Origin of the sequence: Asanoa iriomotensis (genome assembly GCF_016862515.1) — a bacterium.
Classification (GTDB): domain Bacteria; phylum Actinomycetota; class Actinomycetes; order Mycobacteriales; family Micromonosporaceae; genus Asanoa; species Asanoa iriomotensis.
The window spans coordinates 1-21,075 of the sequence record NZ_BONC01000099.1; the positions used below are offsets into that span (position 1 = coordinate 1).

Sequence of the window (21,075 nt, forward strand, 5' to 3'; positions counted from 1 at the left end):
GCCCCTTTAGGGGCCGGGTTTGTGGGTGGGAAAACGCGGCTCGGCGGTGGTGCGATCGAGGCTGGCGGCTATGGAGCGGTGCCGCCGTTATCCGGCTGCATCGGGTGGGGGGTGGTGCGCCGTCTCCGCGTTGGCGAAGGGCATCAGGATTCCGGGCGGTGACAAGGTCGTTCGTCCGGTTGGGCGCTCCACCTTGTCACCGCCCGGAGATCTTGGTTGTCGGCCTACGCCGACAACGGGACCAGCCCCTTGTGGGTGGGAAAACGCGGCTCGGCGGTGGCTCGATCGAGGCTTGCCGCTATGGAGCGGTTGCGCGGTTGTCACGCTGCATCGGGTGGGTGGGTGGTCCGCCGTCTCCGCGGTGGCAAGGGCACCAGGATCTTCCCGCGGTGACAAGGTCGTTCGTCCGGTCGGGCGCTCGACTTTCACCGCCCGGAGATCCTGGTTGTCGGCCTGCGCCGACGGCCAGACCCGCCCTTTGCCGGGCCGCTTTGTGGGTGGGAAACGCGGGGCGGTGGCGGTTCGATCTAGGCTGGCCGCTATGGAGCGGTGGCGCGGTTATCAGGCTGCACCCGGTGGGTGGGGGCGGTCCGCCGTCACCATCGGGGTTTTCGACGGGGTGCACCGGGGGCATCAGGCGATCATTGGGCACCTCGTGAAGCGGGCCAAAGATCTTGGTGTGCGGTCCGTTGTCATGTCGTTCGATCCGCATCCGTCTGAGGTGGTGCGGCCGGGGTCCCACCCGGCGATCTTGACTGAGCCCCAGCGTAAGGCCGAACTGATCGAGGCGCTCGGGGTCGACGTGCTATGCGTCGTGCCCTTTACGCAGGACTTCTCGCGGTTGTCCGCCGACGAGTTCGTACACGATGCGCTGGTCGAAAGTCTGCATGCCGCGCTCGTGGTCGTGGGGGAGAACTTCCGGTTCGGGCACAAGGCCGCCGGGGACGTTCCCTTGCTCGAGCGGCTCGGGCGCACCTTCGGCTTCGCCGTCGAGGGCGCGCCGCTGGTTGCCGCCGACGACACCGTCTTCAGCTCTACGTACATCCGGAGTTGTATCGACGCCGGCGACGTGCGGGCTGCCGCGGCCGCGCTCGGCCGGGACCACCGGCTCGAAGGCATCGTGATCCGCGGCGATCAGCGTGGGCGCGAGATCGGGTTTCCGACCGCCAACCTCGCGGTCCACAAGTACGCGGCGATCCCGGCCGACGGGATCTACGCCGGCTGGCTGGTCCGGCGCGGTGAGCGACTCCGCGCGGCCATCTCGATCGGGACAAACCCCACCTTTTCCGGTCGGGAACGGCGCGTCGAGGCGTATATCCTCGATTTCGACGGTGACATCTACGGCGAGCGGGTGTCGCTCGACTTCGTCGAGCGGCTGCGTGACATGCTGAAGTTCGACGGCGTCGAGCCGCTGGTCGCGCAGATGGCCGAGGACGTCGCGCAGACCCGCACCGTGCTCGCCGAGTGACGTCCCGGCGGCCTGTCGATGCCGGGCTGGTAGCCTGGTAACGACGTCGGCTAACCGACGCCCGGCCTCGCGTGCCTGCACGACGCCGCGGGTGCGAGGTTCGTCACCATCACACGAACGCAGGAGATCATGGCGCTCGACCAGGAGCAGAAGAGCAAGATCCGCGCGGAGTACGCGACCGCCGAAGGGGACACCGGTTCGCCGGAGGTCCAGGTGGCCGTGCTGACCAAGCGCATCGCCGACCTCACGGAGCACCTCAAGGTGCACAAGCACGACCACCACAGCCGGCGTGGCCTGCTGTTGCTGGTCGGCCGCCGGCGGCGGCTGCTCAACTACCTGCAGAAGACCGACATCAACCGCTACCGGGCGCTGATCGAGCGTCTCGGCCTGCGGCGGTGACCCGCGCGGGGGAGTGACCAGCCGGTCGCTCCCCCGCTCCACAATTTCAGACACACCAAACGGGCCAGCTTGACCGTCGGCGATCGGGAGTTGTCGGCGCACCGGTCCTCGGTAGTGGCCCCCGGGCCAGCCCCCAAGGCGGGGCTCCCCCGGGCGCTTCGATCGAAGACCGGACGTCAGAGCAGCTCCCCCTCGCAAGGGGTCGAGCCGTGCCACGACCGAAGGAGCACAACGCACTCATGACCGAGAACAAACTCGGCGACCAGCACAGCACAGCGGTGATCGACAACGGGGCCTTCGGCACCCGGGAGATCACCTTCACCACGGGCCGCCTCGCTCGCCAGGCGCCCGGTTCCTGCATCGCGCAGCTCGGTGACACCACCGTCCTGTCGACGACCGCGGCCAGCAAGTCGCCGCGTGACCAGTTCGACTTCTTCCCGCTGACCGTCGACGTCGAGGAGCGGATGTACGCGGCCGGGCGCATCCCGGGCTCGTTCTTCCGTCGCGAGGGTCGGCCCAGCGAGGACGCGATCCTCACCTGCCGCCTGATCGACCGGCCGCTGCGCCCGTCGTTCGTCAAGGGCCTGCGCAACGAGGTCCAGGTCATCGAGACGATCCTGGCGCTCGACCCGGCCCACCCGTACGACGTGGTCGCGATCAACGCCGCCTCGCTGTCGACCAAGCTGTCGGGCCTGCCGTTCTCCGGCCCGATCGGCGCCACCCGCATGGCGCACATCGACGGCCAATGGGTCGCCTTCCCGACCCACGAGGAGCTGAGCCGCGCCACCTTCGACATGGTGGTCGCCGGCCGGGTCCTGCCCGACGGTGACGTCGCGATCATGATGGTCGAGGCCGAGGCCACCGAGCACACCGTCAAGCTCGTCGCCGACGGCGCCACCGCGCCGACGGAGGAGATCGTCGCCGGCGGTCTCGAGGCCGCCAAGCCGGCCATCCGCGAGCTGTGCCGGGCACAGAGCGAGATCGCCGAGATCGCCGCCAAGCCGGTCGCCGAGTTCCCGGTGTTCCTGGACTACCAGGACGACGCATACGAGGCCGTCGCCGGCGCCGCCCGCTCCGACGTCGCCGAGGCGCTCAAGATCGCCGGCAAGGCGGAGCGCGAGGAGGCCCTCGACGCGATCAAGGACCGGGTCCACGAGCAGCTCGACGCCCAGTTCGAGGGGCGCGAGAAGGAGCTCTCCGCCGCGCTGCGGTCGGTGACCAAGAACGAGGTCCGCTCCCGCGTGCTGCGCGACCAGGTCCGCATGGACGGTCGTGGGCCGCGCGACATCCGGCCGCTGAGCGCCCAGGTGGAGGTGCTGCCCCGGGTGCACGGCTCGGCGCTGTTCGAGCGCGGCGAGACGCAGATCCTCGGCGTCACCACGCTCAACATGCTCCGGATGGAGCAGCAGCTCGACACGCTGTCGCCGGAGAAGCACAAGCGCTACATGCACAACTACAACTTCCCGCCGTACTCGACCGGTGAGACCGGCCGGGTGGGCTCGCCGAAGCGCCGCGAGATCGGCCACGGCGCGCTGGCCGAGCGGGCGCTGATCCCGGTGCTGCCGGGCCGCGAGGAGTTCCCGTACGCGATCCGTCAGGTCTCCGAGGCCCTCGGCTCCAACGGCTCCACCTCGATGGGCTCGGTCTGCGCCTCGACGCTGGCCCTGCTCTCCGCCGGTGTGCCGCTGAAGGCGCCGGTCGCGGGCATCGCGATGGGTCTTATCTCCGACGAGGTCGACGGCAAGACGCAGTACGTGACGCTGACCGACATCCTCGGTGCCGAGGACGCGTACGGCGACATGGACTTCAAGGTCGCCGGCACGCCGGAGTTCGTCACCGCGCTGCAGCTCGACACCAAGCTCGACGGCATCCCGTCGGACGTGCTGGCGGGTGCGCTGCAGCAGGCCCACGACGCGCGCACGGCGATCCTCGCGGTCATGCACGACGCGATCGAGTCCCCGGCGAACATGTCGGACCACGCGCCGCGGGTGACCACCGTGAAGATCCCGGTCGACAAGATCGGCATGGTGATCGGCCCCAAGGGTCAGACGATCAACGCGATCCAGGACGAGACCGGCGCCGAGATCTCCATCGAGGACGACGGCACGATCTACGTCGGCGCGACCAACGGCCCCTCGGCCGAGGCCGCCGTCGAGCGGATCAACGCGATCGCCAACCCGACGCTGCCGAAGGTCGGCGACAAGTTCCTCGGCACCGTGGTGAAGACGGCCGCGTTCGGCGCGTTCGTCTCGCTGCTGCCCGGCCGCGACGGCCTGCTGCACATCTCCAAGGTGGGCAACGGCAAGCGGGTCGAGCGGGTCGAGGACTTCCTCAACGTCGGCGACAAGGTCGAGGTCCAGATCGCGGACATCGACCAGCGCGGCAAGATCTACCTCGACAAGGTCCGCGCCGAGGGCGAGGAGGCTCCCGAGGAGGGTGCGTCCGAGCGCCCGCCGGCCCGGTCCGGTGACCGTGGCCCGCGCGACCGGGGCGACCGCGACCGCGGCGACCGGGGCCCGAGCCGTGGCGACGGTGGCGAGAGCGGCGGCGAAGGCGGGGGCGAGCCCCGGCGGCGCCGCAACCGGCACAGCTGAGATGACGACGCGTGAACGGGCCGGCGCGCAAGCGTCGGCCCGGGCCGTCACCCGCACGCTGTCCACCGACCCGCTCGGTGGCACGATCCGGCGCACGGTGCTGCCGTCCGGCCTGCGGATCCTGACCGAGGCCGTGCCGGCGATGCGCAGCGTCTCGTTCGGCGTGTGGGTTTCGATCGGCTCCCGGGACGAGACGCCGACGCAGTCGGGCTGCTCGCACTTCCTGGAGCACCTGCTCTTCAAGGGCACCAAGAAGCGCAGCGCGCTGGACATCTCGGCGCAGATCGAGGCGGTCGGCGGCGAGACCAACGCGTTCACCACGAAGGAATACACCTGCTACTACGCGCGGGTGCTGGACGCCGACCTGCCGCTGGCGATCGACGTCATGTGCGACCTGATGGCCAACTCGGTGCTGGACCCGGCCGACGTCGAGACCGAGCGCGGCGTGATCCTCGAAGAGATCGCGATGCACGAGGACGAGCCGGGCGACGAGGTGCACGACATCTTCGCGTCCGCGGTCTACGGCAGGCACCCGCTCGGCCGGCTGATCTCGGGCACCGAGGAGACCATCTCCCCGATGACCCGGCGGCAGATCGAGACGTTCTACCGCCGCAACTACGTGGCGCCGTCGATCGTGATCGCGGCGGCCGGCAATCTCGACCACAACACCGTGGTCCGCCAGGTCCGGGCCGCGCTGGCCGGCACCCCGCTGGACACCCCGGCGGCGACACCGGTCGGGCACCGCCCGTCGGCACCGGCGGTGCGCCTGCGCGGCGGCCAGGTCGTGGTGTCCAACAAGGACAGCGAGCAGGCACACGTGGTGCTCGGCGGCGAGGGCATCGCCCGGCTCGACGGGCGCCGGTTCGCGCTGAGCGTGCTCAACAACGTCCTCGGCGGCGGCATGTCGAGCCGGCTGTTCCAGGAGATCCGGGAGCAGCGCGGCCTCGCCTACTCGGTCTACTCGTACGCGAGCCAGTTCGCCGACAGCGGCCTGTTCGCGGTGTACGCGGGCTGCGCGCCCGGCAAGGTCGAGGAAGTGCTCGACCTGACCCGCACCTGCCTGGCGACCGTGGCCCGCGACGGCGTCACCGCGGCCGAGCTGGCCCGGGGCAAGGGGATGGCCAAGGGCTCCTACGTGCTCGGCCTCGAGGACACCGGGTCCCGGATGAGCCGGCTGGCCAAGGGCGAGTTCCTCTACGACGACCCGCTGACGGTCGACGAGCTGCTGGCCAAGGTCGACGCGGTCACAGTCGACGAGGTCAACGCGCTCGCGGCCGAGCTGTGCGGCCAGCAGATGTCCCTCGCGGTCATCGGCCCCTTCGAGGACGGGGACGTCCGCTTCTCATAGGCTGAAGCCCGTGAGTGACGAGGTGCGTGAGCCGATTCGGGTCGGTGTGTTGGGTGCCCGCGGGCGGATGGGCATCGAGGTCTGCAAGGCCGTCGACGCGGCCGACGACATGGAGCTGGTCGCGATGATCGACCAGGGCGACGGGCTGTTCAGCGCGTCCGATGCCGCCGCCGAGGTGATCGTCGACTTCACCACGCCCGACGTGGTGATGGACAACCTGCACTGGTGTGTCGAGCAGGGCATCAACGCCGTGGTCGGCACGACCGGCTTCTCCGACCAGCGGCTCGACCGGATCCGCGGCTGGCTGTCGCACAAGCCCGACGTCGGCGTGCTCGTCGCACCGAACTTCGGCATCGGCGCGGTGCTGATGATGCAGTTCGCGGCCAAGGCCGCCCGGCACTTCGAGTCGGTCGAGATCGTCGAGCTGCATCACCCGCGCAAGCTGGACGCGCCGAGCGGCACCGCCACCCACACCGCGCGGCTGATCGCGGCGGCGCGCGCCGAGGCCGGGCTAGGCCCGGTCCCCGACGCGACCAAGGACGAGGTCGACGGCGCCCGGGGCGCCGACATCGACGGCGTTCGGGTGCACGCGGTGCGGTCGGCCGGGCTGGTCGCGCACCAGGAGGTGCTGTTCGGCACCGTCGGCGAGACGCTGACCATCCGGCACGACTCGCTGGACCGCTCGTCGTTCATGCCGGGCGTGCTGCTCGCGGTCCGCGCCATCCGCAGCCGCCCGGGCCTCACCGTGGGCCTGGACCCGCTGCTCGGTTAGGAACGGTCCGTTCCAATCGGAATCCGATTGGAACGGACCGTTCCTAACGAGGGCTCAGCGGGCCGCGGCGTGGCGGGGGAGGGCCAGGCGGAGCGAGGGCGGCAGGCCCTGGACCGTGGCAGAGCCGTCCGCGCTGACCGCCACGTCGACCGACGCGGCGCCGACGCGCAGCCCGCGCACCGCTACCGCGCCCAGCGGCGCGTCCTGCAGCGGCGCCAGCGCCACCGTGCCGGCGGGCACGTCGGGCCGCAGACCGACCGCGGCGTGCAGCAGGGTCACCCCGGCGGCCGCCGCCCAGGCCTGCGGCCGGCAGGCCGCCGGATACGGCACCGGCCGACCGAACGTGGACCGGTCGTCGCCGCCGAACAGCTCGGGCAGCTGGTAGTCGAACGACTCCGCCGCCGCGAGCAGGCCCGAAGCCAGCGTCGCGGCCGCCGCCGGGTGCCCGGCCCGGGCCAGCCGGTCGATCACGATCGCGGTGTCGTGCGCCCAGACCGAACCGCAGTGGTACGACAGCGGGCTGAACGCGGCGTCGTGCGTCGACATCGTGCGCAGCCCGAAGCCGCCGGCCATCGCGTCCGACGCGAGCAGGTCGGCCACCTGCGCCGACTCCTTCGCGGTCAGCAGGCCCGTGCCCAGCAGGTGACCGATGTTGCTGGTCAGCGCGTCGACCGGGCGCTTGTCGCCGTCGAGCGCCAGGGCCGGGTAGGCGCCGGCCGGGCCGTCGACCCAGAACTTGTCGCGGAACCGGGCCGCCATCGCCTGCGCATACTCCCGCCAGCGCGGCCCGCCCGGCCGCCCGAACGCGTCCAGCAGCGCGGCGCCGTGCAATGCGGCCTCGTACGCGTACCCCTGCACCTCGACCAGCGCGATCGGCGCCGTGGCGAGCTCGCCGGTGCGGAACCGGATCGAGTCGCCGGAGTCCTTCCAGCCCTGGTTGGCCAGGCCGCGCCCGCTCTCGTCGATGTATTCCAAGAAGCCGTCGCCGTCGGCGTCGCCGTGGTGGGCGAGCCAGCCGAGGGCGGACTCCAGCGTGGGCAGCAGCGACTCGACCGCCTCCGGCGCCATGCCCCAGCGCCAGGCGTCGTGCAGCAGCGAGATCCACAGCAGCGTCGAGTCGACCGACCCGAAGTAGGCCGCCGGCAGCGCCGCCTGCGTGTCCGCGCGGCGCAGTTCGTGCAGGATCTTGCCGGGCGCCTCGCCGGTCTGCGGGTCGACCGCGGTGCCCTGGTGCGCGGCCAGCACCCGCAGGGTCCCCTCGGCGATGTCGGTGCCGAGCGGCAGCAGCATCCGCGCCGCCCACAGGCTGTCGCGGCCGAACAGCGTCAGGTACCAGGGCACCCCCGCGCCGAGGAACGTGTCGGTGGCGCCGGCGGACAGCGACAGCCGCAGCGACTCCAGGTCGTCGAGCGAGCGCGCGGCCAGCCGCTCGATCCGGCGGTCGTCGGCCGTCACCGTCGGGCGGGTCCACTCGACCGGGCCCGCCGGCTCGCGCACCAGGGCGGCCTGGTCGTCGACCCGGAGCTGCCAGGACACGGTCACCGACGTACGCGGCGCGACCGTCACCGGCCAGCGCAGCGTCGCGTCCTGGACCGTCGCGCCGAACGACGCGGTCACGGCCACCGAGAGGTCACCCGCCGACCACGTCAGCCCGGACCGGGTGACACCGGCGGCGTCGACGGCACGGCCGGCCTTGACCGGTGCGATCGGTGCGAGGTCGGCGTCGAGCGCGAGCGCGACCTCGGTCGTCACCGGCTCGGCGGCGGTCGAGGTGATGGTGATGGTCTCGTCGAGACCGGCCGGCATGAGCCGGCGTTCGCGGGTGACCCGCACGGTCGGGTCGGGGCCGGGATCGCCGAGCCAGCGGGCCAAACCGACGAAAGCGGTCGCGCCCGGACCAAGCGGGGAAGTCGCCACGGACTCCACGGATCGCCCGTCGAGCAATAGCTCCGCGCGGCTGAGCACGCGCACGTCGGCATGGAACATTCCCTGCACCCCGACCGCCCGGATCTGGCCCGACGGTTCGCACAGAACGCTGGCTGGCGCCCGCACCGTCGAGACCAGATCGTGGAGCAGCGGTTGAAGGTTACGGTCTGGCACGAATTTCTCCCCGGAACGACGGCGCCATCTTGACAGAGTCGGGATGGCGGCGGCAGAGTGCGAAACAACCCTGCAACTTGAACGATCCAATAATGCACTTTCGACTTTGAACGTTCAAGACCGTGGAAGGCATCAAATGGCGGAGAAGGTCACCATTGCCACCGTGGCGGCGCACGCCCAGGTGTCTCGGCAAACGGTGTCCAATGTGCTCAACAGCCCGCACATCGTGCGGGAGGAGACGCGCCGCCGGGTCGAGGAGGCGATCGCCGCCCTCGGCTACCGGGCCAACCAGGCCGCACGGCAGATGCGCACCGGGCGTTCCCACCTGCTCGCTGTGCGTATCGAACCGACCCGTGACGGGATCAACGGCTCGGTGCTCGACCGGTTCCTGCACGGTCTGACGTTCGCGGCCGCGGCCGCCGGCTACCGGGTGATGCTCTACACGGCCGACGGCGACGGCGACGAGATCAAGACCTTCGACGACCTGCTCGCCTCGTACGACCTCGACGGGTTCGTGCTGACCGGCACGGACCACGGCGACGTCCGGACGTTCTGGCTGGCCGAACGCGACGTGCCGTTCGTGACGTTCGGCCGCCCGTGGGACGCGCCGGAGCGGCACTCGTGGGTCGACGTCGACAACGCCGACGGCACCGCGCAGGCCACCCGGCGGCTCATCGAGACCGGCCACCGGCGGATCGCCTTCATCGGCTGGCCCGCCGGGTCCGGCGTCGGCGACGACCGGCGCGACGGCTGGCAGCGCACGATGAAGGCGTACGACCTGGACCCGGCCGGGCTCGACCGCGGCGCCTCGGACAGCATCCCGAACGGTGCGGAATGCGCCCGAGACCTGCTCACCATGCCGGACGCCCCGACCGCGTTCGTCTGCGCCAGCGACTCGCTGGCACTCGGCGCCCTGCAGGCCGCCGGCGGGCGCAAGGCGGTCACCGGCTTCGACGACACCCCGGTCGCCCAGGCGGTCGGCCTGACCAGCGTCAGCCAGCCGCTGCCCGAGGCCGCCGCCCGCTGCATCGACCTCCTCATCCATCACCTCGACGGCAGCCCGACCGGCACCCACCAGGTGCTGCTCCAACCGTCGCTCGTGGTGCGCACGACCGCGTAACAAACCCTTCAACCCCCTCCAGGAGTACGACATGAGACGCACCCTCGGCCTGCGTGGCGCGGCCGTGGCGGTCATCGCCGCCGGCACGCTCCTCGCCTCCGCCGCCTGCGGCGACAACTTCGACGACGGCGGTGCCCCCGCGCAGCAGACGACCGGCCCCGCCGCGCTGCAGATCCTCATCGGCTCCTCCGGTGACGCGGAGACCAAGGCGGTCAACGACGCGGCCGCCGCCTGGGCGAGCAAGAGCGGCAACACCGCCACGGTCACCCCGGCCCAGGACCTGACCCAGCAGCTCGGCCAGGCGCTGGCCGGCGACAACCCGCCGGACGTGTTCTACGTCGACGCGGGCCGGTTCGCCGACTACGCCAGCGTCGGGGCGCTCGAGCCCTACGGCGACAAGGTTGACAACCCGAACGACTTCTACCAGAGCCTGAAGGACACGTTCACCTTCGACGGCAAGTTCTACTGCGCGCCGAAGGACTTCTCGACGCTGGCGTTGGAGATCAACACCGACCTGTGGACCAAGGCCGGCCTGACCGACGCCGACATCCCGACCACCTGGGACCAGCTCAAGACCGCCGCGCAGAAGCTCAAGGCCAAGGGCACCATGCCGCTGGCGATCGGCGACACCCGTGACCGGGTCGGCGCATTCATGGTGCAGTCCGGTGGCTGGATCGTCAGCAAGGACGGCAAGCAGGCCACTGCCGACAGCCCCGAGAACGTCGCCGCGCTGACCTACGTACAGTCGCTGCTCAAGGATGGTCTGGCCGCGTACCCGAAGACCCTCGACGCCGGTTGGGGCGGCGAGGCGTTCGGCAAGGGCAAGGCCGCCATGGTGATCGAGGGCAACTGGATCAAGGGCGCGATGACGAACGACTTCCCCAACGTCAAGTACACGGTGCACGAGCTGCCGGCCGGCCCGAAGGGCAAGGGCACGCTGTCGTTCACGAACTGCTGGGGCATCGCCGCCAAGAGCAAGTTCAAGGAGCAGGCCATCGACTTCGTGAAGGCGATGACCACGGTCGACCAGCAGATGACCTTCGCCAAGGGCTTCGGTGTCATGCCGTCCCGCCAGTCGGCGGCTGACCAGTACAAGGCCGCCTTCCCGGCGGACCAGGCGTTCATCGACGGCGCCGCGTACGCGCAGGGCCCGGTCAACGCCCCGAAGATGGACAGCGTCCTGGCCGACTTCGACGCCTCGCTGAACACGCTGGCCAAGGCAGACCCGAAGACGCTGCTCGGCACGCTGCAGAAGAACACCCAGGCGACCCTGGGCGGCTGAGCCAACATGTCCTCCGTCACAACCGCCACCGCGGACCGGGATGACCGGTCCGCGGGTGGCGGCCGGCCGGCCACCAACGGGACCGGTGGCCGGCCGCGGCGGCGGTTCCGTCTCGGCGGCGGCGGCATCCGCCGCAACGAGCGGATCGCCGGCTGGCTGTTCGTGGCCCCGGTCATCGTCCTGCTCGGCGTGTTCTTCCTGCTGCCGATCCTGATGGCGTTCTGGGTGAGCCTGACGGACTGGCGCGGCCAGGGCAGCCCGTTCAAGGCGGGCGTGCCGTTCGTCGGCACCGAGAACTACACCGACCTGTTCACGCAGGACGGGCTGGCTCGCCGCGACTTCATGACCAGCATCCGCAACAACATCTACTACGTGGCCATCGTGGTGCCGATCCAGACCGCGCTGGCGCTGGGCCTGGCCCTGCTGGTCAACAACCGGATGCTGAAGGGCAAGGGCTTCTTCCGCACGGCGTTCTTCTTCCCGTCGGTGACCAGCTCCGTGGCGATCAGCGTCGTGTTCCTGTTCATGTTCGCCAACTCGGGCGCCATCAACGCGATCCTGTCGATGTTCGGCATCAGCGGCCCGGCCTGGTTCTCCGACGCCCGCGGCCTGATCCACCTGCTCCTCGGCCTGGTCGGCGTCGACAACCCGCCGTCCGCGCTGGCCAGCGGTGGCCCGCTCGGGCTGAGCTGGTGGGACTGGCTGTCGGGGCCGAGCGTGGCGATGTGCGCGATCATGGCGCTGGTCATCTGGACCACGTCCGGCACGTTCATGCTGATGTTCCTGGCGGCCCTGCAGAGCGTCCCGGTGTCGCTCGACGAGGCCAGCGAGCTCGACGGCGCGACCCGCTGGCAGCGGTTGCGCTACGTGACGCTGCCGCTGCTCAAGCCGACCATGTTCCTGGTGGTCACGCTCGGCCTGATCGGCACGTGGCAGGTCTTCGACCAGATCTACGTGATGAGCCAGGGCAACCCGGCGAAGACGACGCTGACCCCGGCGTTCCTGTCCTACCGCACGGCGTTCAAGGACTTCGAGTACGGCCGAGGCGCGGCGATCGCGTTCGTCCTCTTCCTGATCATCGTCCTGCTGACGCTGGCACAGCGCTGGGTCATGCGGGACCGCGACAAGCCCGCCCGGAGGTTCCGATGACGACGCTGACCGAGGCCCGGCGGCGCCGCCACGGCGGCATGGTCAACACCGTCGTCGGGTACGCGTTCCTGATCTTCTTCGCGCTGGTCTTCATCTACCCGTTCGTCATCCAGCTCGCGAACTCGCTCAAGACCGAACCGGACGCGGCGGCCAACCCGCTCTCGCCGGTGCCGCAGCCGTTGACCACGGCCGCCTTCGACCGCCTGCTCAACGGCGACTTCCCGCTGTGGTTGGGCAACTCGGTGCTGATCGCGGTCGTGGTGACGGTCGGCCGGGTGTTCCTGGACTCGCTGGCGGGCTACGCGCTGGCCCGCCTGCGCTTCGGCGGCCGACGGGCGATCTTCGCGACCATCGTGGCGATCATGGCCGTACCCGGCGTCGTGCTCTTCATCCCGAAGTTCCTGGTGCTGAACCAACTCGGCATCTACGACACGTACACGGCGCTGATCCTGCCGTTGCTCGTCGACGCCGCAGGCGTGTTCATCATGAAGCAGTTCTTCGAGTCGATCCCGCTGAGCATGGAGGAAGCGGCGCGGATCGACGGCGCCGGCGTGTTCCGGACGTTCTGGTCGGTGGTGCTGCCGATGGCCCGGCCCGCGCTGATCACGCTGACGATCCTGTCGTTCCAGGGCACCTGGAACGAGTTCCCGCACACGCTGGTCGCGGTGCAGGACCCGAGCCTCTACACCCTGCCGCGCGGGGTGGCCAACCTGGTCTCGGGCTCACTGGGCGCGGGCACGCAGTATCCGCTGAAACTGGGCGCGGCCCTGCTGGCCACGATCCCGGTAGCGATCATCTTCGCCATCTTCCAGCGCTACTTCGTGCGCGGCGCCACCGAAGGCGCCGAGAAGGGCTAAATCCGGATCAACGTCAAAGCTGGATGGCTCGGGGCCCGCCTGGGGCGCGACCGTCGCTCCCAGACACCGCTCCGCTTTGCTCCGCTGCCGGGCCCGCACCTGGTTCAGGCCAGAACCAGAAACCAGGTGCGGCTCTGCCGCCGGTGTCCCTCGCTGCGGCTCGCAAAGCCTGCCCGTCGAACGGGGCGGGCCGATGGTCTTGCGAAGACGACAACGCGACCTCGCCCCGCCCCACCCGGTGGGCCCCCGACAGCTTGGCCGGGGTCCGGGGGGGGCAGCGCCCCGGAAACCCCACCAGTCAGCGATCCGGCGCCCTGTGATCGTGTGCGCCACATCAAGCAGTTCATCGAGTTCAGGTCATGATCGGGTGCGCCGGGTCGTTTGATCCGGCAGCGTGTCATACAGATCGGTTGCACCAGATCATGGATGAACCCTGGAGCGACCCGATCCGCTGCACCCGATCACACGGGCCACCCGGCCCGCGTGGCTGATCCGCGGCCCACGGGCGGGAGATGGGCCCGTATCCGCCGGATCATGGTCAATCAACGCTGCTCGAACAGCATTCAACTACCAAGATTGCGAGCGGAGCGCCGCGCGGCGAACGAAACGCACGGCAAACGCCTTACTGATCTTGGTCTTCGTCCGGTTCCGCGGTCAGGTCGACGTGGAGGCGGAGTTGGTAGACGAGCATGTCCTCGACGTCCAAGGCGCGGCCGGCGCCGTCCGGGGCCCAGCCGGCCGAGGTGAGGAACTTGCGGGTCGCGGCGTCGCCGTCGTAGGCCCAGGCCACCGCGGCGGTGAAGGCGTCCTCGCGCCACAGGTCGACGCTGGCCGCGAGCAGGCGACTGCCGTGGCCGCGGCGGCCCCAGCGCGGCTCGACCAGCAGGTCCGTGACCGCCGCCACATCGTCCGGCAGCGGGGGCTCCTCGGGCGCCAGCGCCTGCTCGTCGGCGGGGCCGGAGGCGGCAAATCCCACCAGATACGATTGTTCGGCCTGCTCGACGGCCACCAGCACCCGGTGCCTCGGCGACGGCGGCTGTTCGACCGCGGCGCTCCAGCGCTCGGCGATCCATGCCTCGTCGAGACTGTCGAGCACGGTTCGGGGCAGCATCCGGCGATACGCGACCCGCCAGGTCGCTACCTGGATGCGGGCGATCTCGGCGGCGTCCTCGGGACGCGCCGGGCGGACGAACCCGAGTGCCATGAGTGGTGAGCCTACGGAGTGGGAGCAGGGCTTGATCGAGCGGGCCGCGCGCAGACAGGCCGCGATCGTCGCCGGCCTGGCGGTCGCGGTCGTCGCGTTCCTCGCCGTCTTCGCCGCGCGGCACGGGTTCTTCGATCTCAAGGTCTACTACGGCGCGGTCAACTACTGGATCCACGACCACGGCATGTTGTACGACTTCCTGAAGCCGAACAGCAAGTACGGCTTCACCTATCCACCGTTCGCGGCGATCGCGATGGTGCCGATGGCGGTCGTGCCCTGGGCGCTGGCGATCGTGATCAGCGTGGGGCTGTCGCTGGCGGCCACGTACGCGCTGCTGCGCTGGCTCGTGCTGCCGATCGCCGTGCGGGAGCGGTGGACGCCGTGGTTCGCGCTCGCCGTCGCGTTCCTCCTGATGGCGGCGTTCGAGCCCTATCGCGAGACGATCACTTTCGGGCAGGTCAACCTGCTGCTGATCGTCCTGGTCGGCGTCGACCTGCTGGTGGGCGTGGCCGGCCGGCGGCGCTGGGCCGGAGTGGGCATCGGGCTTGCCACCGCGATCAAGCTGACGCCGGGCGTGTTCATCGTCTACCTGCTGGTGACCCGGCGCTGGCGGGCCGCGCTGGTGGCCGCGGGCACGGCCACAGTGGCCACGCTCGCCGCCGCGGCGGTCGACCCGGCGGCGTCGCGCGAGTTCTGGACCGCGGCGCTCTGGGACACCGACCGGGTCGGCTCGCTGGCGTTCGTCTCCAACCAGTCGCTGCAGGGTGTGGTGGCCCGGCTCAGCCCGGAGCATCCGTCGACGCTCGCGTGGCTCGTGCTGGTGGTGGCCGCGGTCGGCGTCTGGGCGTGGCGGGTGCGGACGGCGTCGGTGGTCGAGGGGTTCGCGCTGACCGGCGTGCTCGGCTGCCTGATCAGCCCGGTGACCTGGGTGCACCACCTGGTCTGGTTGCTGCCGGCGCTGATCCTGCTGGTCGACGCGGGGTTGCGGCGCCGGGGGTTGCTGGTGTTGGCGGCCGTCCTCTACGCGGTGCTGTGCAGCCGGCTCGTCTGGGTCTTCGAGCACGGGTTCGGCGGGGTGGGCGGCTTCTTGGGCAGCAACGCGTACGTCTGGGCGAGCCTGGTGTTGTTGATCTTCCTGCCGTTGCGGTCAGGTGCTCGCGGGGAGCCTTCGGGCGTAGCGGAGCTCCGGGAGGAGCACCGGGTCGCCGCTTGACGGCAGCGTGACGGTGTAGGTGGCGCGTTCGCCGTCCGCGGCGAAACCGGCCTTCGCGTAGAAGCGGCGGCTGCGCGCGTTGGCGTCGAGCACCCAGAGGCGCACCTCCTGATAGCCGGCGCCGGTCAGCTCGGCCAGGGCTCTGGTCATCAGGGCGCGGCCGACGCCGGTGCCGACTCTCGCCGGCTCGACGTAGATGGCCAGCACCTCGCCGACCGTGGGGTCGAGGGCCGTGCGGTCCTGCTGGTCGCGGTAGGGGCCGATGGTGGCGAAGCCGACGACGGTCGGGCCGTCGAGGGTGACCAGGGTCTGGAAGACGTCTTTCCCGTACGACGTGCGGCGTTGCGCGGCGCGCTGCTCGGGGTCGAGGGCGGCGAGCACCTCGGCCGGGATGATCCCGGCGTAGCCGGATTGCCAGGCCCGCACGTGCAGGGCCGCCACGGCAGGGGTGTCGTCGAGGGTCTCGGGGCGGATGGTGACCATGCATCGGTGTCTACCCGTGCGGCCGCTTCCCGCGCGCGCGAATTTGTCGTACGTCTCGGCTAACGTCCCCGGCGTGGCACTTGAGTCGTTGTCGTTGGCGCAGGCGCGCCGGGTCGCGCTGGCCGCGCAGGGGTTCACCGACCCCGCGCCGGCCGGTGTGCCGACCGCACGCCATCTCCGCCGGGTGGTGGGGCGCACGGGCCTGCTCCAGATGGATTCGGTCAACGTGCTCCAGCGGGCGCACTACCTGCCGCTCTACAGCCGGCTCGGGCCCTACCCGACCGCGCTGCTCGACCGGGCCGCCTACCAGCGGCCGCGCAGCCTCTTCGAATACTGGGGGCACGAGGCGTCGCTGATCCCGGTCGAGCTCCAGCCCGCGATGCGCTGGCGGATGGCCCGCGAGCACCAGTGGGGCGGGTTGCGGCGGTTCGCCGACGAGCAGCCCGACTTGATCAAGTGGGTGCTCGACGAGGTGCGCGCGTCCGGGCCGCTGACCGCCGCCGAGATCGAGCGCGACGAGCCGCGCGACAAGTCCAACTGGGGGTGGAACTGGTCGTCGGTCAAGCAGGCCCTCGAATACCTGTTCTGGGCCGGTGAGGTCAGCGCGGCATCCCGCAACTCGTCGTTCGCCCGGGTCTACGACGTGCCCGAGCGGGTGCTGCCTGCTTCGGTGCTGGCGGCCCCGACACCGACCGAGGCCGAGGCGCACCGCACGCTGGTGCTGGTCGCGGCGCGGTCGCTGGGGGTGGCGGCCGAGTTCGAGCTGCGCGACTACTTCCGACTACCCGTGGCCGGCGCGCGGGCCGCGATCGCGTCGCTGGTCGAGGACGGCTCGCTGCTGCCGGTGCGGGTCGAGTCGTGGAAACAGCCTGCCTACCTGCATCCCGAGGCCAAGCTGCCGCGCTGGGTGCGGGGTGACCGCCTGATCAGCCCGTTCGACCCGCTGGTGTGGGAGCGGGCGCGCACCGAGCGGCTGTTCCACTTCACCTACCGCATCGAGATCTACGTGCCGGCGCCGCAGCGGGTCTACGGCTACTACGTGCTGCCGTTCCTGCAGGGTGACCGCTTCACCGCGCGGGTCGACCTCAAGGCCGACCGCAAGGCGGGCGTGCTCCGGGTGCCGGCCGCCTGGGCGGAGCCGGGCGTCGACCGGGTGGCGACGGCGCGCGCGCTGGCCGCGGAGCTGCAGCGCCTGGCCGGGTGGCTGGGCTTGTCGTCGGTCGCGTCACCGGAGGGCGGCGACCTCGGCGGGCCCGTTGCGGCGGCGCTGGCAAGCGCGGCCGGTGTACCGTGACGCCATGACGCCCGCACCCGGCCCGGCCGCGCCACAGGCCCCACCGGGAGCCGACGCCGACGACGCGGGCGCTGTCCGACCGGGCGCGGACGGCGAGTTTCCAACGGGTGCCGAAGGCGAGGCGCCGGCCGGCGCCGCTCCGCTCGCGGGTCTGACCGCCGCCAAAGGCGCCGGGTCCTATGCGGGCGCGCCAGGTCCGGCCGCCCACGCGCCTTGGCCGCCACCGGCCGGCGGCGCGGCTTATGCGGGCACGACCGGCCCGGATGACGCCGGGCACTATCACGGTCCGGCGGGGGCCGACGGGGTTGTGCCGCCGGCTTTCCTCCCGCCCTCCTACGCGCCGCCCCGCAAGGGGCGGGTGGGGCGGGCCTATCTGCGGATGCTCGAGCGGATGCCCACCTGGCTCGGGCCGCTGGCGGTGTTGGGGTGCATCGGTGGGGCGGTGGGCTACACGCTCATCAGCAACCCGACCGACAGCGCGCCGGACGCGCCGCCGACCTGCATTCTCAAGCTGACCACCGGGCTCGACTGCCCGGGGTGTGGCGGCACGCGGGCCGCCTGGTACCTGCTGCACGGCGACGTCGCGGCCGCGGCGCGGCACCACCTGCTGTTCGTGTTCGCGGTGCCGTTCGTGCTCTACCTCTACGTCGCGTGGGCGGTGCAGAAGTCGTTCGGGCGCAAGCTGCCGCAACTCCGCGTCACGCCGCTCGCCCTCGCCGTCTTCATGGGTGCCTGGCTGGCCTTCTCGATCCTGCGCAACCTGCCCTGGGCACCCTTCAACTGGTTCTACGTCTAGGGCATCAACCTGGCCTGTGACGGGCCAAGCCGCCGCCGCCCGGCGCCCGCCGATCGGCCAGGACACGATCTCGACGGCGGAAGCACCGAAGGACCCGTCGGCCTACGCCGATAGGTCCTTGGTGGATCAGCGGTGGTCAGCGCTCAGGCTGACAACCGTCTTCGCGGTCGCGGCGCATCGCGCGGGCCACGCGGACGGCCAGGTGGCGGCGGTCGGCGGTGCGGCGCATCGCGCGGTGGCGCTCGGTGGCGAGGCTGCGGAGGAGTTCAGGGTTCTCGTACATGATGGATCGTCCTTTCAGGCGCGGTGGATGTCGATGTCGCCGCTCATCGTGCGGAGCTGCAGCGTGAGCTGCTCTCCCGTGGGCTCGGCGGCCGGGCCGGGGGCGCTCATGTCGAGGCCGTTGCGGGTGTCGCCGCTCAGCGTCTTCACGTCGAACCAGACGCCGGTGCCGGCCTGCACGCCGATCTTGACGTCGCCCGACGCGGTGGAGATGCGGGCCGTGCCGCGGTGGGTCTTGCCGATGTTGACGTCGCCGGACGCGGTCTCCACGGAGATGTCGGAGCCGACCTCGTCGACCTGGACGTCGCCGCTGGCGTACTTGCCGGCGAAGCTGCCGCCCACCCCGCGCACCCGCAGGTCACCCGAGGCGCCCTTGGTGCGCAGGTGGCCGTCGACCCGCGTCATCCGGACGTCGCCGCTGGCCGTGCCCACCGTGGCGTCGCCGCTGACGTGGTCGACCTGGATGTCGCCGGAGGCGGCGTCCACGTCGATCCGGCCGAGCCGGCCGTGGCAGGTGACGTCGGCGGACGCGGACTTGCCGGTCACGGCGCTGTCCAGCGGCACGTGCACCCGGATCGCCACCGAGCCGCCGCGCAGCCCGAAGCTGCGCGGGGTAGGCACGACGATGCTCAGCGTCTCGCCGTTGAACTCGACCTCGGTCTCGTCGGCAAGACGGCGGGACTCGCCGCGGCGGTCGCCCGGCTCGACGACGACCGAGGCATTGGTGCGCTCCTCGGCGACGACGTCGACCGACCCTGACGCGATCTTGAATGCGACGGTGATCGGACCGTCGACCGGAAACTCGGACATGGTGCTCCCTTCCGAACGAACGAACGATTGAACGAACGAAACTCAGGCCCGGCCGTAGCCGGTGATGTGGCGCCGGCCGCGGCCGGGCGGGGTGGTCCAGCCACCCGGCGGGGTGGCCTGCGGCGGCGCACCGGCGACGGCGGCGCCGATCGCCCGGACGAGCCACGCGTTGACGGAGATGCCCTCGCCGGCCGCCGAGCGTTCGACGGCGTCCTTGAGGCCCTCGGGGAGGCGCAGCGTGATGCGGGTGACGTCACCGCTGGCGTCAGGTGACGTCGGAGCGCCGCCGGGTGGCGGTGGTGGCAGCGGTGGCGTGGGCGGTGCCGGCGGCTCGGGCAGGTGCTCGGTCACCACCAGCTCGGGCTCGCGGCCGCGCAGCCGCAGCTCGACGCTGGCCGCGCTGAGCTTGGTGGTCACCTCGTCGGCCGCCTGGGCGAGCGCGTCGAGCAGCGCCAGCCGGGCGGCGGCGTCGATCGAGCCGGTGAGCAGCTCGGCGGCGCGGGTGACCTCAGGCCCGCCGGGTGCCGCAGCCGCGTTGAGGTCGCGGCGGAGACTTTCGACGAACGGTGCGATGTCCATGACGTCACTATGCCATCCCGATGACGTCACCGCAAGAGACAATGACGGCATCGTGGTGTCGCCGAACCGACCAGACGGCGGCAGGGTTAGAGTCTGCCGAGTCGCGCGAGGCAGAGGGGGCACCGTGCCAGAGATCGTTCCGCCGCAGGTCAGGATCATCGCCTGGACCCAGTTCGAGGCTCCGGAGGACGTGCCCTGGAGCACCGACGCCGAGGGCGGCCAGGCGCTCGCCGAGTTCGCCGGGCGGGCCTGTTATCAGTCGTGGAAGAAGCCGAACCCGGCCACCGCGACCAACGCCGGCTATCTCGCCCACATCCTCGAGGTCGGCCACCTCTCGGTGCTCGAGCACGGCTCGGTGACGTTCTACCTGAGCGGCGTCTCCCGCTCGTTCACGCACGAGCTGATCCGGCACCGGCACTTCAGCTACAGCCAGCTCTCCCAGCGCTACGTCCCCGGCCGGGACGCCGCGATGGTCGAGCCCGAGGCCATCGCCGCCGACCCGGACCTGCACAAGACGTTCGTCGAGGCGGCCGAGGCCAGCGTGCGGGCCTACAACGAGCTGCTGGAGGGGCTCGAGCGCAAGTTCGCCGACGAGCCCAACGGCACGCTGCGTCGCAAGCAGGCGCGCCAGGCGGCCCGGGCGGTGCTGCCCAACGCGGCGGAGACCCGGATCGTGGTCACCGGCAACTACCGTGCGTGGCGGCACTTCATCGCGCTGCGGGCCACCGAGGCCGCCGACGTGGAGATCCGCGAGGTCGCCGTCGAGTGCCTGCGGCAGCTCCAGCGCGTCGCGCCCAACGTGTTCGCCGACTTCACCATCACCACGCTCGCCGACGGCACCGAGGTCGCGGGGAGCCCGTACGCGGAGCGCTCCTGAGCGGTGTCTGTCGGCCCGAGGCGAACCCGACCGGACGAGACCGGCGCCGACCAGGCGTCCGCTAGGTTTGTCAGCATGACGCAGGAGCATTCTGCCGCGCGGCCGTTCGGTCAGCTGATCACGGCCATGGTGACGCCGTTCGCTTCCGACGGCGCCCTCGACCTCGACGGCGTCCAGCGCCTGGCGGCCTACCTCGTCGACGAGCAGGGCAACGACGCGCTGGTGATCAACGGCACCACCGGCGAGTCGCCGACGACCACCGACGGCGAGAAGGAGGCGGCGGTCCGCGCCGTGGCCGAGGCGGTCGGCGACCGGGCGAAGGTGATCGCCGGCGTCGGCACCAACGACACCCGGCACACGATCGAGCTGGCCCTGGCCGCCGAGAAGGCCGGCGCGCACGGCCTGCTCGTGGTGACGCCGTACTACAACAAGCCTCCGCAGGCGGGCC

The 21,075-nt window shown here is 71.2% G+C and carries 20 protein-coding genes; 14 read left to right on the forward strand and 6 right to left on the reverse strand.

The window, feature by feature from the left end:
• Positions 1-541: 541 nt before the first annotated feature.
• The 5 genes from Air01nite_RS37340 to dapB all read left to right on the forward strand — a co-directional run bounded on the left by Air01nite_RS37340 (position 542) and on the right by dapB (position 6,581).
• Positions 542-1,468 (forward strand): bifunctional riboflavin kinase/FAD synthetase, encoded by a 927-nt coding sequence (locus Air01nite_RS37340; RefSeq protein WP_203708130.1) that lies wholly within the window; start codon positions 542-544, stop codon positions 1,466-1,468.
• Positions 1,469-1,597: 129 nt separating this feature from the next.
• On the forward strand, positions 1,598-1,867 hold the full coding sequence (gene rpsO / locus Air01nite_RS37345) for a 30S ribosomal protein S15 (RefSeq protein ID WP_203708131.1): 270 nt from the start codon (positions 1,598-1,600) through the stop codon (positions 1,865-1,867).
• A gap of 239 nt (positions 1,868-2,106) precedes the next feature.
• The gene (locus Air01nite_RS37350) at positions 2,107-4,461 is read left to right on the forward strand and encodes a polyribonucleotide nucleotidyltransferase (protein WP_203708132.1); all 2,355 of its coding nucleotides are present in this window, start codon (positions 2,107-2,109) and stop codon (positions 4,459-4,461) included.
• Position 4,462: 1 nt separating this feature from the next.
• Positions 4,463-5,809 (forward strand): M16 family metallopeptidase, encoded by a 1,347-nt coding sequence (locus Air01nite_RS37355; RefSeq protein WP_203708133.1) that lies wholly within the window; start codon positions 4,463-4,465, stop codon positions 5,807-5,809.
• A gap of 1 nt (position 5,810) precedes the next feature.
• Positions 5,811-6,581, forward strand: a complete 771-nt coding sequence (dapB, locus tag Air01nite_RS37360) for a 4-hydroxy-tetrahydrodipicolinate reductase (protein WP_373310561.1) — start codon at positions 5,811-5,813, stop codon at positions 6,579-6,581.
• 54 nt (positions 6,582-6,635) lie between these two features.
• Here the strand turns inward: dapB and Air01nite_RS37365 are convergent, their stop codons facing one another.
• On the reverse strand, positions 6,636-8,681 hold the full coding sequence (locus tag Air01nite_RS37365) for an amylo-alpha-1,6-glucosidase (RefSeq protein ID WP_203708135.1): 2,046 nt from the start codon (positions 8,679-8,681) through the stop codon (positions 6,636-6,638).
• 136 nt (positions 8,682-8,817) lie between these two features.
• On the opposite strand from Air01nite_RS37365, the gene Air01nite_RS37370 reads away from it, so the two are divergent.
• From Air01nite_RS37370 to Air01nite_RS37385, 4 genes are read left to right on the forward strand one after another with little or no spacing between them, the layout of a single operon-like run.
• Positions 8,818-9,801 (forward strand): LacI family DNA-binding transcriptional regulator, encoded by a 984-nt coding sequence (locus Air01nite_RS37370; RefSeq protein WP_203708136.1) that lies wholly within the window; start codon positions 8,818-8,820, stop codon positions 9,799-9,801.
• A gap of 31 nt (positions 9,802-9,832) precedes the next feature.
• The gene (locus tag Air01nite_RS37375; protein WP_203708137.1) at positions 9,833-11,083 is read left to right on the forward strand and encodes a sugar ABC transporter substrate-binding protein; all 1,251 of its coding nucleotides are present in this window, start codon (positions 9,833-9,835) and stop codon (positions 11,081-11,083) included.
• A 6-nt stretch (positions 11,084-11,089) separates the two neighbouring features.
• Positions 11,090-12,232, forward strand: coding sequence for a carbohydrate ABC transporter permease (locus Air01nite_RS37380; RefSeq protein ID WP_203708138.1), 1,143 nt, complete (start codon positions 11,090-11,092; stop codon positions 12,230-12,232).
• Entirely contained in the window at positions 12,229-13,089 is an 861-nt protein-coding gene (locus Air01nite_RS37385) for a carbohydrate ABC transporter permease (RefSeq protein ID WP_239091243.1), read from the forward strand. Before Air01nite_RS37380 ends, Air01nite_RS37385 begins: the two co-directional genes overlap by 4 nt.
• 622 nt (positions 13,090-13,711) lie before the next feature.
• Here Air01nite_RS37385 and Air01nite_RS37390 read toward each other — a convergent pair.
• On the reverse strand, positions 13,712-14,293 hold the full coding sequence (locus Air01nite_RS37390) for a GNAT family N-acetyltransferase (protein WP_203708139.1): 582 nt from the start codon (positions 14,291-14,293) through the stop codon (positions 13,712-13,714).
• Between Air01nite_RS37390 and Air01nite_RS37395 the strand changes: the two genes are divergently transcribed.
• On the forward strand, positions 14,292-15,506 hold the full coding sequence (locus Air01nite_RS37395) for a glycosyltransferase 87 family protein (protein ID WP_203708140.1): 1,215 nt from the start codon (positions 14,292-14,294) through the stop codon (positions 15,504-15,506). The genes Air01nite_RS37390 and Air01nite_RS37395 overlap by 2 nt on opposite strands.
• On the opposite strand, the gene Air01nite_RS37400 is transcribed toward Air01nite_RS37395, so the two are convergent.
• On the reverse strand, positions 15,441-15,989 hold the full coding sequence (locus Air01nite_RS37400; protein WP_203708141.1) for a GNAT family N-acetyltransferase: 549 nt from the start codon (positions 15,987-15,989) through the stop codon (positions 15,441-15,443). The genes Air01nite_RS37395 and Air01nite_RS37400 overlap by 66 nt on opposite strands.
• Before the next feature lie 73 nt (positions 15,990-16,062).
• Here Air01nite_RS37400 and Air01nite_RS37405 point away from each other — a divergent pair, with 73 nt between their 5' ends.
• Positions 16,063-17,283, forward strand: a complete 1,221-nt coding sequence (locus Air01nite_RS37405) for a winged helix-turn-helix domain-containing protein (protein ID WP_239091244.1) — start codon at positions 16,063-16,065, stop codon at positions 17,281-17,283.
• A gap of 151 nt (positions 17,284-17,434) precedes the next feature.
• A complete protein-coding gene (locus Air01nite_RS41445) occupies positions 17,435-18,079 on the forward strand; it encodes a DUF2752 domain-containing protein (RefSeq protein ID WP_373310562.1) in 645 nt (214 codons plus the stop codon).
• A 136-nt stretch (positions 18,080-18,215) separates the two neighbouring features.
• On the opposite strand, the gene Air01nite_RS37415 is transcribed toward Air01nite_RS41445, so the two are convergent.
• From Air01nite_RS37415 to Air01nite_RS37425, 3 genes are read right to left on the reverse strand one after another with little or no spacing between them, the layout of a single operon-like run.
• The gene (locus Air01nite_RS37415) at positions 18,216-18,362 is read right to left on the reverse strand and encodes a hypothetical protein (RefSeq protein ID WP_203708143.1); all 147 of its coding nucleotides are present in this window, start codon (positions 18,360-18,362) and stop codon (positions 18,216-18,218) included.
• 14 nt (positions 18,363-18,376) lie between these two features.
• Positions 18,377-19,171 (reverse strand): DUF4097 family beta strand repeat-containing protein, encoded by a 795-nt coding sequence (locus Air01nite_RS37420; protein ID WP_203708144.1) that lies wholly within the window; start codon positions 19,169-19,171, stop codon positions 18,377-18,379.
• A gap of 42 nt (positions 19,172-19,213) precedes the next feature.
• A complete protein-coding gene (locus Air01nite_RS37425) occupies positions 19,214-19,750 on the reverse strand; it encodes a hypothetical protein (RefSeq protein ID WP_203708145.1) in 537 nt (178 codons plus the stop codon).
• A 133-nt stretch (positions 19,751-19,883) separates the two neighbouring features.
• Here Air01nite_RS37425 and thyX point away from each other — a divergent pair, with 133 nt between their 5' ends.
• Together thyX and Air01nite_RS37435 are read left to right on the forward strand one after the other, a co-directional pair.
• Complete coding sequence (gene thyX / locus Air01nite_RS37430) at positions 19,884-20,627, forward strand: FAD-dependent thymidylate synthase (RefSeq protein WP_203708149.1); 744 nt, start codon at positions 19,884-19,886, stop codon at positions 20,625-20,627.
• Positions 20,628-20,702: 75 nt separating this feature from the next.
• Positions 20,703-21,075: dihydrodipicolinate synthase family protein (locus Air01nite_RS37435; RefSeq protein ID WP_203708146.1), on the forward strand; the 373-nt coding region annotated here is incomplete at its 3' end.

Excerpts from the sequence above, each read along its gene's own strand:
- Air01nite_RS37340 (WP_203708130.1), top strand. The coding sequence starts at position 542 with ATGGAGCGGTGGCGCGGTTATCAGGCTGCACCCGGTGGGTGGGGGCGG.
- rpsO (WP_203708131.1), top strand. The coding sequence starts at position 1,598 with ATGGCGCTCGACCAGGAGCAGAAGAGCAAGATCCGCGCGGAGTACGCG.
- Air01nite_RS37350 (WP_203708132.1), top strand. The coding sequence starts at position 2,107 with ATGACCGAGAACAAACTCGGCGACCAGCACAGCACAGCGGTGATCGAC.
- Air01nite_RS37355 (WP_203708133.1), top strand. The coding sequence starts at position 4,463 with ATGACGACGCGTGAACGGGCCGGCGCGCAAGCGTCGGCCCGGGCCGTC.
- Air01nite_RS37370 (WP_203708136.1), top strand. The coding sequence starts at position 8,818 with ATGGCGGAGAAGGTCACCATTGCCACCGTGGCGGCGCACGCCCAGGTG.
- Air01nite_RS37375 (WP_203708137.1), top strand. The coding sequence starts at position 9,833 with ATGAGACGCACCCTCGGCCTGCGTGGCGCGGCCGTGGCGGTCATCGCC.
- Air01nite_RS37380 (WP_203708138.1), top strand. The coding sequence starts at position 11,090 with ATGTCCTCCGTCACAACCGCCACCGCGGACCGGGATGACCGGTCCGCG.
- Air01nite_RS37385 (WP_239091243.1), top strand. The coding sequence starts at position 12,229 with ATGACGACGCTGACCGAGGCCCGGCGGCGCCGCCACGGCGGCATGGTC.
- Air01nite_RS37395 (WP_203708140.1), top strand. The coding sequence starts at position 14,292 with ATGAGTGGTGAGCCTACGGAGTGGGAGCAGGGCTTGATCGAGCGGGCC.
- Air01nite_RS37390 (WP_203708139.1), bottom strand. The coding sequence starts at position 14,293 with ATGGCACTCGGGTTCGTCCGCCCGGCGCGTCCCGAGGACGCCGCCGAG.
- Air01nite_RS37400 (WP_203708141.1), bottom strand. The coding sequence starts at position 15,989 with ATGGTCACCATCCGCCCCGAGACCCTCGACGACACCCCTGCCGTGGCG.
- Air01nite_RS37415 (WP_203708143.1), bottom strand. The coding sequence starts at position 18,362 with ATGTACGAGAACCCTGAACTCCTCCGCAGCCTCGCCACCGAGCGCCAC.
- Air01nite_RS37420 (WP_203708144.1), bottom strand. The coding sequence starts at position 19,171 with ATGTCCGAGTTTCCGGTCGACGGTCCGATCACCGTCGCATTCAAGATC.
- Air01nite_RS37425 (WP_203708145.1), bottom strand. The coding sequence starts at position 19,750 with ATGGACATCGCACCGTTCGTCGAAAGTCTCCGCCGCGACCTCAACGCG.